The following is a 12,153-nucleotide window of genomic DNA, read 5'->3' on the forward strand; positions in this document are numbered from 1 at the left end:
CGGCGACCACCGCACTTTCAGGCGTTCGTCGGTGTCGGCGCTGAGCATCCGTGTGATCGCGCGCGCGGCGACGACCGTCGCGCGCACCTCCTGCATCCGGCTTTCCACCTCCTCGCGCTCTTCGCTCAGGATGGTCCACGCTGCCAGGGCGGCCCGTGCCGGTGGCAGGTCGTGGCTGTCGAGCCAGACGGGATCCTCGCGCACCAACAGCGATCTCCAGCGAAGGTGTTGGAGGAAACGGTCGCTCAGACGGTGGTCGTTGTCATCGACCGCCACCGACAGCAGATATTCCTTGAGCGCATCCACCTCCACTGGAGGAAGCTCGCGGGCGAGATAGTCGTAGACGCCGGCGAACCGATCGTCACGGGCAAGCGCGAAGCGCTCCTCGGCCATCGCGTCGTCCAACAGCGCGAAGTGGCTGTAGAAATCACGGATCTTGTCGTGGCGGAACTGATATTCGACGGCCGATTGCCCGTCGGGCAATGGAACGCTGACACGGCGGATCTGCTTGTGCTCCTCCAGGATCGCCACCTCGATGCCGAAGAGGGTAGGGTCGATTTCCGGCTTTTGGGCTTTGCGAGCGTCGAGCACCGCCCTTGCGAAGGCGTCAATGGGAAACGGGCGCTTGACACGGTCGCGGTATCTGGCCTCAACCAGCTTGAATTGCTGCTGCTGCAAGCGCAGGGGATCGGGTTCGACATCGCGTGCGAGCAGATAGGCCGCCGTTTCGAGATCCATGGGATTGGCCAGCGTGGCAAGGAAGCCGAGCGCCAACTCCCGCCGGCGTCGCTCGGCCGGATCGGCGATCGGGTCCGGCGGTTCTGTTCCCGCTGCAGCGCCTTGCGCAACGCGGCCGTCTGCCGCTTCAATCAACTCGGTGATGAACGCCGTCGCGCGTTCGCGGAAGTCCTCACCGGTGATGGAGGCATCGCCTTCCAGCACCGCCTCGCGCCCCGCCAGGAACTCGACCATCTGTTCCCGAGTGAGCGGCAGCAGATAGTACGTCCTGAGCCGCGACGGCAAGGGAATGCCGACCTCCTGCGTGGCCACGAAAATGTTGCCGGCGTAATGATCGACGAGAGCCTTGGCGATCGTTTCCTGGACCTCCCTGTCGACTTCGTTCAACCCGTCGATGTAGACATCAAACCGACCGGCATGCACAAGACTGGCGATCAACTTGTCGTCCTTGCCGAGTCCTTCAAGCCGGTCGCAGATCGCCTTGATGACTCCTTCCCGGCATTCAGATGCCCGAAGGTAGACAAAAGGAAAGCGCGGCGTGTGGCCATCTCCGAGGATGTGGCGGAGATAGCTCGTCTTGCCGCGGCCCGACGGTCCCAGCAAGCATGTCGGCCCGCGCCAGCGTGCCAGCGCGTCGATGATGCCATGGCCGGGCGCGATCCCGCCCGCGACGGCGGTGCCCTCCATCTCCCTGATCTCGCGGGAGAGGTCCGCCCGGTTGACCGCCGCGACCTCGGAGCGCGGGAAATAGGCACCGGTCCGCGCGTTCGGCGCCAGTCGGCCGAGGTCCCCCAGAAGCCCCTGCCGGAACGGTTGGAACAGGCGGCGGCGCAGCAGCGGAACCACGCTCAGTATCATTCCGATGTAGCCCAGCCCCAGGACGGTCCGGATCAACGGGTTGTAGAAGAACTGGCTGCGGATGGCCAAACTGTACGGATAGACGGCGACGAGAAGGCCCCAGGCGGCCATGTGGACCGCAAGGGCCATGGGGATCGCGGCAAGCAGAAGAACGGCGGCACGCAACAGCGCTTGCCAGCGCACGGACCCGGCCTGATCCGGGAAATCGCTGGCAAGGCGCTCGAGCCATGCGTTCAGGGCCGCCTGGTCGGCAATGCTTGCATAGGCCGTGTGCGGCGCGATGCGCGTCACGTGGGACGCAATGATGCGCTGGATCCGACTGCCAACGAGGAACCGTCCAGTGACCGCCCAGACATCGCCCAGGCGCTCCAGCAGTACGCGGGGACCCAGGGTCGACTCCAGTTCCTTCAGCGCACCCTCGTCGGCGAGGGCGACCAGAACCTCACCGGCCGGGGTGAGCCGGGCGTCCTTGGAAGGGGACAGCCACCGCAGGCATATCGTCGGCCATGATGGTTCCGCAGTGTAGGTCTCCTCCGCCTGCCACGCGAGCACGTACAAGGCGGACTCCGGCCCCGTGACCGGCCCCAGTGTCGCTGCCTGGAGACACAGCGGAACCGGCCGCGGGCCGCTTGGCTCCCGCACGGCACGCAGGAGCGCCGCATCCACGATATGGTGGTCGGCAACGAACGGCGCCGACGGCGGACGCCGCTCCAATGCCCGGAGCGCGCTTTCGCGCAGCCCGTCGTTCGTCAGGGCGGACGCAATCCATTTTGTGCGTGCCTGGGTGAAGAGCTGTTGCGGTGCCGGGCTCGTCTCCGCTGCCCTGGCGAACGCCGCCAGCGCCCGCAACGCCATTTCCGATGGCGGTCCTTCGGGGGCTGGCGGCGGCGATTTGGTCAATTGGTCGAAGAGGGTAACGAGATGGCCTGACGCTCCGGCCGTCACCAGCACGCCGGTCGCGGCGCGCGCGGCGTCCGCGCTGGCTTCATGCAGCGCGGCGATGCCGGCTGCGATGGCGAGGTCCGTGTCGCTCCAGCCCGTGGCGCGTTGCGTGAGCTTCAGGATCCGGACGGTCATCGGCTCGTTCTGATGGACGCGGTCGGTCAGGCTCTCGTTTGGGGCTGGTCGCAACTCCGCCCTGAGGGCGGACAGCGCCGGATGATCGTCGGGCAGTGCCAGGACGAGCGCTGCAGCAAGGATAGACAACTCACCGGCGCCCCGACTGCTCACCAGCCCTCGGATCCGCTCGGGATCGCGGCTTAGGACGGCGCGGGTTCGGCCCGCCAGCCGCAGGATTGCGGTGACGCTCCGTACGTTTGGATCGTCGGCGATGTCGCCGCGCCTCCCGGCGCGGTCGGAGGGGGCCGCGGCCGCATCGGCATAGGCCCGCGCGATGTCCTCACTTTTGACCGCACCCGAAGCGGTGACCGTTTCGATGAAGCCATCGAGCGCGGCGGCGATGGCCGCCGCATCGCATGCTTCTTTTTTCATGTCGCGGGAGGCCAGATCGGTCAAAAGGCCGGCGAAATCCTGCGCGAGACCGGCCCGCGGTACGTTTGCGGCATCAAGGGCAAGCATTGCGGGAATCATCCGGCACCGGCCGGCACCCATCATGTCATCGATGGGGATTCCGTCCAGCCGGGACAGCAGGAGAGGTCGGGTCGAGTTTCCCGCCGCAAGGGCCGCGAACAGCGCGAGGCCCCGAGCGCCGCTCCAATCATCCGGGTTCCGGGCGAAGGCCCGCTCCAACGCCTTCGGTGCCGCGTCCGGCCGCCCTTGGAAAGCCAGGCGGAAGGCCCGCTCGGCGTCGGCTGCCGATGTCCCGTCCCGCTCGGCGAATCCGATGAGATCATCCGCGAGGGATGGCAATTCACCCGGGCTCGTGTTGCCCCGGACCAGATGGTCGAGCGCTGCTTTGGCGCCGTGCTGAGCGCCGCGCAGCGCGCTCCTGAGCCTATCCAGGGGAACCGGCTCGCCGACGGCCACCGCGAAGCGGAATGCGAAGGACCGGGTTTGTTCGGTGACACCGGGGGTATCCGGCGCGAGCAGGCTGATGACTTCGGCGCGCAACGATGCAAGAAGCCGGGGACGTTGGAGAACGGCCTGGATCAAGCCCTCCGCCCCATTCCCCTGGTCGGCCTTGATGCGGTTCAGCAGCGCCCGTTGCACGGCGGGTGTTGGGTGTTGCAGGCGGCGCAGCACCGTCTCTGGAATCGGTTGCCGTGTGCCGGGCGCCTCCACCAACGCCGCGGCGAACACATCCGCGAGTTGCGGAAGCTGCTGGGTAAGCTGCACATAGCGACCCCAGTCCTCGCCTCCAATGAGATGGCGGTCCACAAAGGTGCGCAAGGCCCCCTGCACACTGGGATGCTCCAGGATGGCGTCCGAGATGCCGGCCCAGTATCCGTCGTCGGGGGTGATCCGGTAGGCGCGCTGTGACGCAAGGGCTTCCAGGGCTGGGAGCGCAACGTTGTGGCGGTCGATCAGGAGTTCGGTCAGCCCTTGGGTGAGGCGCTCGACGGCATTGTCCGGAATCTCGACCGCCCTTGCCCGCGAGACTGGAAACGCAGCCAGCGCAACAAGGATCAGGCAGCCGGCGGCTATAAGCGGTGGCCCGATCCGCCCGTACCCAAAGCGCTGCCCCACCTGCATGAGTGCGCCTCCGTTAGAATTTCCCCACATAGGACAATAGAATCCCACTTCCCACAAGCGATCGTTGGTGCTGTATCGACCATCAGCAAGCATGTGCTGCCGGTTCGCCGCCAGGCGACGGAATGGCTGAAAGTTGGATCGAGCCAAGCCGTGTCGGACTTCAAAGGTCGGCACTTTGAGGGTGGGATCAGTTTCGGCGGTGCGCTGCTACTGCCACTACGGCATCGGCACCTTGACCTTGCGCAGATGCTGGCCGAGCGTGGTGTCATGGTCGAGCATTCGACCCTTTACCGCTGGATAGGCGATCGAGGGTTTTTGACGTGATGCGGGCGCTTCGCAAGGGCCAAGCGTCCCGATTGAACATGCAGCTTGAACTCCTGGCCGCGAAGCATCGACAGTGATGCCGGTAGGCACTATAGGAAAAGTTTGCAACCGAGTCGGTCCGCGGTCTCCGCCCTCAAGGTCGGGCATAGAAAACCTGTCACTCCTCCCGGAAGGCGCGGTGGAAGCTGTCCGCGATGGGTTGGATCAGATAGCGCAGCAAGGTTCGCTCCCCGGTGACAATCATGGCCTCCACCGGCATTCCGGGCAGCAGACGCACCCCGTCCGGCAGCGGGCCCCCGGCCAGGTCCACGCCGATGCGGGCCGAATAAAAGGGCTGGCCGGTGCGCGCATCTGTCAGGGCATCGGCCGATACCCGGATGACGGTGCCGTCCAGCTGCGCCGTCGTTCGCCCCTTGTATGCGGTGAGCGCCAGCCTGGCCGGCAGGCCGGCATGAACCACGTCGATGTCGGTCGGATTGACGCGCACATCCACCACCATGCGGTCGTCCGCCGGCACCAGATCCAGGATCGGGGCGCCGGCAGTCACCACGGTTCCCGGTACAATCGCCCGAAGGTTCAACACGATGCCGGATTCCGGGGCCAGCAGGTCGCGACGGGCCAGGCGCATGCGGGCGGCCGTCACCTTCTCCATGCACTCGGACCGGCGCGCCTGGGTATCGCGCAGGTCGGTGGCGACCGACGAGTGGAAATCCGCCTTAGCCGCCAGGATTTCCTGTTCAGCCTGCGCGATCGCTTCCCGGGCCTGGGCAATGCGGTTGGCATGTTCGCCGATGGTCCCCTCCAGCCCGGCGGACTGACGCATCAGCGCCAGCAGGCGCGACTGCCGCTCGTAACCTTTCGCCACCATCTCGGCAACCGCCTGTTCTTCCCGCGGGATCAGGTCGCGCCTGGCGGAAAGCGGCGGCCCCCTGGGCCTCCAGGCGGGCGATCTGCGCCTCAAGCTGCGCAATCGGGCGTCGGGCAACCGGCTTGGGACCGTCCAGCCCGCCACCGCGGGCTGTCAGGATCCGGGCCTGGAGGCCAGGATGGCCGCGACTTCGGGGTCCGACACCACCGGCGCCAGTGCGGCGGGAAGCACCGGCACCTCCAGCCCGTCGCGTTCGGCCTCCAGCCGTGCCTCCTGTGCCAGCAGCGACCAAAGCTGTTCCTCAAGCACGGTCACCGCCAGACGGCTGTCCAGATCGTCGAAGCGCAGCAGCGGCTGGCCGGCGATGACGCGGTCACCCTCCGTCACCAGCGCTTTGGCGACGATGCCGCCATCGAGATGTTGGATCGTCTTTCGGTTGCTGTCGGCGGCGACCACGCCGGGCGCCAGGGCGGCACTGGACAGCGGGGCAAGCGCTGCCCAGCCGCCGATTCCCCCGAATCCGACAAGCAGCAGAGCGAGTCCGGCGGCGACGGCGCGTCCGGTTGGCGGTGACGGAGGAACCACTCCGGTGCCGGCGATGGTGGCAGTGGGGGCGGGCGGCATGGTCGCTGCCTTTCCTATTCGGCAACTGCCGGCGCCGGGCGACGGGCTGGCGGCTTGACGCTGTGCAGGGTCCGGCGTTTCAGCGCCTCCATCACGTCGGCGCGCGGCCCGAAGGCTTCCACCCGGCCGTCGCGCAGAGCGACGATCCGATCGGCCTGGGCCAGAGTGCCCGGGCGGTGGCCGATCACCAGGACAATGGCGCCACGGTGCTTCAACGCCGCGATGGCACGGGTCAACGCCTGTTCGCCGTCGGCGTCCAGGTTGGCATTCGGCTCATCCAGCACCACCAGCTTGGGGTCGCCATACAAGGCGCGGGCCAGACCGATCCGCTGGCGTTGGCCGCCGGACAGAAAAATGCCGCCCTCACCGATGTCCGTATCGTACCCCTTGGGCAGCCGCTGGATCATGGCATGGCAATCGGCCATGCGGGCCGCGGCGACAACCGCCTGCGGATCGGGGCGGTCCATCCGGGCGATGTTCTCCGCCACGGTTCCGGCGAAAAGCCCGACATCCTGGGCCAGATAGCCGATGTGCCGGCCGATGTCGTCGCGGCGCCATTGGAACAGGTCCGATCCGTCGAGCCGCACCGTCCCGATCAGGGGCGGGTGCAGCCCAACCGCCAGCCGGGCGAGCGTCGATTTGCCGGCGGCCGACGGCCCGACAACCGCCACCGCCTCGCCGGGGGTCGCCTCGAATGACACGCCGTTCAGCACCGGACGGTCCTGGCCCGGCAACCGATAGACGACACCCTGCACCTGCAACCGGCCGGCGGGGGGCGGAAGGGACAAGGCGTCGCCGTCGCGCCGTGGCGAATGGTTGAATGCGGCGGTCAGGCGTTGCCAGGCCTCCCATCCGGTGGCGAGCTGGCGCCAGCCGCCGACGGCCTGCTCAAGCGGGGCGAGGGCACGCCCAACCACCAGCGAGGCGGCAAGCATGGCGCCGGCCCCCATGCCGTGCGACAGCACCAACCAGGCGCCCGTTCCGAGAATGGCCACCTGCATGGCTTGGCGCATCGCGCGCGTTGCCGCCAGCAGGATCGACGCCGACCGCGCCGCCGCCATTTGCCGGTCGAGCGCCATGCCGTGGTCGTGGCGCCAGCGCCGCTCCAGGCCGGGCAGCAGATGCATGGCCTCAACCGTCTCCGCGTTGCGCACCGCAGCCGCGACCGTGCCCCGCGCCAGAAGGGATGCGTCGGTGGCCTGCTTCACCGCCGGCCGGGCAATGCGGTCGTTCAGCAGGGCCAGCGCCAGCAGCAACAGGGCCGATGCCGCGGCCACATGCCCCAGAAGCGGATGCAGCAGATAGATCAGCCCCAGATAGACCGGCACCCAGGGGATGTCGAACAGGAAAATGATGCCGCTTCCCAGGGCGCCGCACAGCTTTCCCAGATCCTGCAGCAGTTCCCGCCTGTCNGGGGCGGCCTGCCAAGGCACCCTCCCCGTCCGGCCCAGCAGCACCGGCCCAATCCGCCGGTCCAACCAGTCGGCGGCGGTGCCCAGCAGACGGGAGCGGACAGATCGAGCGCCCCCGACAAGGCGATGGCGGCCAGCGCGATCAGTGACAGGTAGGTCAGCGTCGCCATGCTGCCGGACGCCAGCACCCGGTCATACACCTGCATCATGTAAAGCGAGGGGGTCAGCGCCAGCAGGTTGATCGGCAGGCTGAAGGCGGCGGCCCACCCCAGCGCGGCGCGGCAACGGGCCAGTGCCTGCGCTGGCTTGATGTCATCGGTCATGCGGATTTCCGGCAGGGCGGGCGGAACCGATCCTCCGTCGCATACCTCGGCACACCGAGGGAGCGGCCGCGGTGGATGAGAGGCGCCGTCCGCATCCGCTGCATCCTGCGTCATCAAAGCTGCGATGGTCGAGAGCGGTCAAACGACGGTGTCGGTCCGGCCGGCCGCGGTTCCCTGGCCGGCAGCCTGGCCGCCGTCCTTCAACGCTTTCGTCAAGGCCGCCAGAGTGGTGTCGCTGCCGGTTGCGCCGCTCGGCGACGGTGCGTTCCGCAAGCCTTGCACTCCCTGCCAATCCGGCGTCTTCTCGGCATTGGCCTTCAACAATGCCATCATCGCATCGTTTTCAGGGGTCTTCAGGGCCGAGGGGACCGGGCCTGTCGATGTCGCGTCGGTCTGCGGGACGGCATTTTCCGACATCCCTTGCTCTGCCTGCTGTGGCGTCGCTGCTTCGGCCGCCGGCATGGCAACACTGTTGGAAGAGGTCTTCTGCACGCCGCTCAGGTCGATCTCGGCGACGGCTGCCTTCGCCGCACCTGCATAGACCACGGAATCGAAACCGAGATCGATCAACTTGCTCAAGGATGCCGTATCGGATTTCGAGAAAAACTGGCCATCTCCCTCTTCGGAAAAGAGGGTCGAATCTTTCAGATCCCTCACGGATTTGGCGATATAGCTCTGATCCTGACTATAGTCCAGAACAGCAAAATCACCGTTCTCTTTCTTGAAGTTCTCTGCGTAATCCTGTGCGGATTGCATCATCTCTTTTGTCCTGGACGCTGAATCGTCAGTGCCCTCCAGCCCGGCTTCGGCAAGATTCGTCATGATCTCGGCCGCACCATCCATAAACTGCATCTGCTTCTTGTAATTTTCTTCCCTCGCATCGACGGCTGATGCCTTCGCCCCGCCATCCTCCTCCCATAACTTGTTCATGTAGCGGTTTTGCACGGCCTCCTTGCCGATGGCTCTGAGACCGCCGACAACCTCCTCAGCCGTCATGACCCCGGCCTTGACATACCCCTCCAGCATGCCGCGCGCCTTGTTGTCCAACCTCTCGAAGACCTTGGCGGCGACGCCGGTCAACGCCTTGCCGAGCGGACTGACGGTCACGCTGTCCGCCCCTTGCGCAGACGGTGGCGAAAAGGCGGTTGCGACAAGACTCTTGCCGGCGCTGTCCGCCTTGCTCACCGGCTTCCATGTTCCGGCCTGGGTGGTGGGCGTGGTCGGGAACAGGCTGTTCGCATGGAGAGACATGACGGTCTCCTGGGTTGATGGCAGGGCTCTGCAACTGCTGGAGAGGAGGGCTTGTGCCCGAAATCCGAGCATTAATGATACATATATTCCCGTGACTGGCCAATAATTTCTCGTATTCGGTCGAATATTCTTTATTACTTTGAAACCTATGCATCCTGGAGCTGTCCGAGCAGCCGAATCTGGCGGTCCAGGCAGATTGGCAGATCATAGGAGTCGATCACGCTTTGCCGGGCGGCACTGCGCAGCTGCGCGAAGGCGGCCGGCTCGGCCAGAACCTGTCCCACCCGGTCGGCAATTGACCGCGGGTCGAAGAAATCCGCCAGAAGTCCGTTTTCGCCGTGGCTGATCACCTCGCGCACCGGGCTGGTATCCGATCCCACGACGACGCATCCGGTTGCCATGGCTTCGAGAACCGACCAGGACAACACGAAGGGATAGGTCAGATACACATGGACGCGGGAAAGCTGGAGAACGGCACGGTACCGGTCATAGGGCAGGCGGCCCAGGAAGTGGACGCGGCTGGGGTCTACCGGAACCTCCCGCAGCATTGCCTCTCGCCAGTTGCCTCCATCCGCGGGGGCGGCGCCATAGCTTTTGCTGTCGTCGCCTACGATCAGGACAACGGCGCCGGGGTGCTCGTCGAGAATGTGGGGGATCGCCCGCATGAAGGATGGAAAGCCGCGATAGGGCTCCAGGCTGCGCGCGACGTAGGTGACCACCGGATCGCTGCGGGTCAGCATCGGCCCCCCGGGCAGCATGACGCGCGCGCCGGTGTCCGGCCGGAACAGGGCGGTGTCGATGCCGTCATGGATGACCTGGATCTTGGATCGCAGCGGTTCTGGATGGGTCGACCGTTGCCAGTTCGTCGGCGACAGACCGCAATCGCACGCCTCCAGTGCCAGCAACAGCGGAGCGCAACGCATGCGCAATGCCAATCGCGCTTCCGGTCCTGCCGGGTAGAGTGGGTCGAAGCCGAAATCCTGTCCCTCGGCCTGAAAATAAAACTCGCAATAGTTCACGTAACGACAGCCGGGGAGGATGTCCTTGACGAACAGGGTCTCGCCCCAGCCGGAATGGCCGACGACGATGTCGGGGACGAAACCGTCGCGCTTCAATGCCAGCAGCGTATGCGCAACCGCCTGTCCGTGGTGCAGGGCACTTTCGGTCGCCCGCAGATGGGCATGGATGGGAGCGTCGGCCGGACGCCTGACTCCGTAGCATACCCGCCTGACCGATGGTATCTGGCGGTCCCGCCGCCGAGTGATGAACACGACCTCGTTTGCGGGATCGCACGCCAATGCCGCCGCAAGATGAGCGAACTGGCCGGGCATATTCTGATGAATGAAGGCGATTTTCATGGCGTGTTGCGATGCGGCCTTACCGGAAAAAGGCCAAGGCCGATCGAATCGGCCTTGGCCGCAAGGCGTCACGCCGCGTTTGCCAGCTGGGTGAGCGAGTAGTAACCACCATCGATTGTCAGTATTTCAACGGAATTTTCGGGCGAATCCCAATAGTCGTTGATCAGGACAAAGTTACTGATTCCGTTGCCGTCATTCGCATCGGTTTGGGAGTATATCAGAAGATCGTAATAATCTCCCGGCGAACCATTCAACAAAACAAGGTTCCCTCTTCCGAATCGGAGATCAGAATAGATGGTCCCACTTATGTTGATCGAATCGTAATCACCGCCGGTCTCGATGATATAGTCCTGCTGGCCATATTCAAAACTGAACAGATAGAGATCGTTGTCCAGACCACCGACAAGAGTATCGTTCCCGGAATCGCCGGACAGAACATCTTGCCCGATCTCCCCGGATTGATCTCCTACAACGAGATCATCGCCGGATCCACCATACACGGTGTCATTGCCATTTCCACCGTTCAGTGAATCATTGCCAGACAAGCCATACAGATGATCGCTTTCGGTGCCGCCGAGAATCACGTCATTCCCGTCTTCGCCATACACGAAGTCATCGCCGCTGCCGCCGTCGATCGAATCGTTTCCATCGCCGCCGTACAATGTGTCGGCATCGCTGTCACCGAAGAGCGCGTCGTTTCCGCCGAACCCGTAAATGGTATCGCTGCCTTCGCCGCCGTGCAGCAGATCGGCGGAATCGACGCCATCCAGTCCGTCATTGCCGCTGATCAGGTCGTTGCCGGCATCGCCGTAGATGGTGTCGCTGCCCACACCGCCATAGAGCGAGTCGGCGCCATCACCGCCACGAATGGAATCGTCACCGGCGTCGCCAAGGATCAGATCGTTGCCGGCATTGCCCAGCAGGATGTCCTGCCCTGTTCCGCCGGACAGGTAGTCGTCGTCGATGCCGCCGTCGAGCTGGTCGTTTCCATCCTCGCCGTAAAGGGCGTCGGTGCCGGCACCACCCAACAGGCTGTCATCGCCGATACCGCCCTGGAGCTGATCGTTGCCGGCGTCGCCGGACAGGGTGTCGTTGCCGGCGTCACCCACCAGCAGGTCGTCGTCGTCTTCCCCATACAGGAGATCGTTGTCGTCACCGCCCAACAGGCTGTCGTTGCCATAATAGCCGTACAGCGTGTCGGCGCCCGTTCCGCCGGAAAGGCCGTCGTTTCCCATGTTGCCGTCGAGGAGGTCGTTGCCGGCGCCGCCATACAGGATGTCGTTGTCGTTGCCGCCGTCCAGGGCGTCGCCGCCATCTTCGCCATACAGGATGTCGTTGCCGTCGCCGCCCAGCAGGATGTCGTTGCCGTAATAACCATACAGAGTGTCAGAGCCGGCGCCGCCAGAGAGCGAATCGTCGCCGTAATAGCCGTCCAGATAGTCGTTGCCGTCCTCGCCCAACAGCATGTCGCCGGCGGTGTAGCCATACAGTGTGTCGTTGCCCGCACCACCATAAAGGGTATTGGCGCCGGCATACGGCCCCATCACGTTATCGCCGGCATTCCCGTAGATAATTGCCATTGGAAGCCCCGTGCAAAAATATAAGACGCAATTTGCTGTTAATATCTCTTTATAATAGAGTCAATAGATCGTTTTATCCTAATAAGTAGTTAGAAAACTAAGTGTGATCTTTTCCGGCGGGGGTCCCGCCTTGGAATGTGGCAGGTTCAGGCGGTCACCGAGGCC

7 protein-coding genes are annotated in these 12,153 nt (G+C 64.9%); all 7 read right to left on the bottom strand.

What is annotated here, in order from left to right:
• Positions 1-4,248, bottom strand: a 4,248-nt coding sequence (locus tag I71_RS11375; protein ID WP_042694974.1) for an ATP-binding protein, incomplete at its 3' end; no start/stop codon positions are given.
• 481 nt (positions 4,249-4,729) lie between these two features.
• On the bottom strand, positions 4,730-5,584 hold the full coding sequence (locus I71_RS34935) for an HlyD family type I secretion periplasmic adaptor subunit (protein ID WP_148294216.1): 855 nt from the start codon (positions 5,582-5,584) through the stop codon (positions 4,730-4,732).
• A 9-nt stretch (positions 5,585-5,593) separates the two neighbouring features.
• On the bottom strand, positions 5,594-6,064 hold the full coding sequence (locus tag I71_RS34940; RefSeq protein WP_049976048.1) for a biotin/lipoyl-binding protein: 471 nt from the start codon (positions 6,062-6,064) through the stop codon (positions 5,594-5,596).
• A 14-nt stretch (positions 6,065-6,078) separates the two neighbouring features.
• Positions 6,079-7,542: a type I secretion system permease/ATPase gene (locus I71_RS11385; RefSeq protein WP_244433770.1), complete on the bottom strand. Its 1,464-nt coding sequence runs from the start codon at positions 7,540-7,542 to the stop codon at positions 6,079-6,081.
• 395 nt (positions 7,543-7,937) lie between these two features.
• Positions 7,938-9,050: a hypothetical protein gene (locus I71_RS11390; protein ID WP_042694975.1), complete on the bottom strand. Its 1,113-nt coding sequence runs from the start codon at positions 9,048-9,050 to the stop codon at positions 7,938-7,940.
• A gap of 146 nt (positions 9,051-9,196) precedes the next feature.
• A complete protein-coding gene (locus I71_RS11395) occupies positions 9,197-10,408 on the bottom strand; it encodes a glycosyltransferase family 4 protein (RefSeq protein ID WP_042694976.1) in 1,212 nt (403 codons plus the stop codon).
• Between the two features lie 68 nt (positions 10,409-10,476).
• A complete protein-coding gene (locus tag I71_RS11400; protein ID WP_083897102.1) occupies positions 10,477-11,988 on the bottom strand; it encodes a calcium-binding protein in 1,512 nt (503 codons plus the stop codon).
• Positions 11,989-12,153: the final 165 nt, after the last annotated feature.

The organism is Azospirillum sp. B506 (assembly GCF_000333595.1).
Taxonomy (GTDB): domain Bacteria; phylum Pseudomonadota; class Alphaproteobacteria; order Azospirillales; family Azospirillaceae; genus Azospirillum.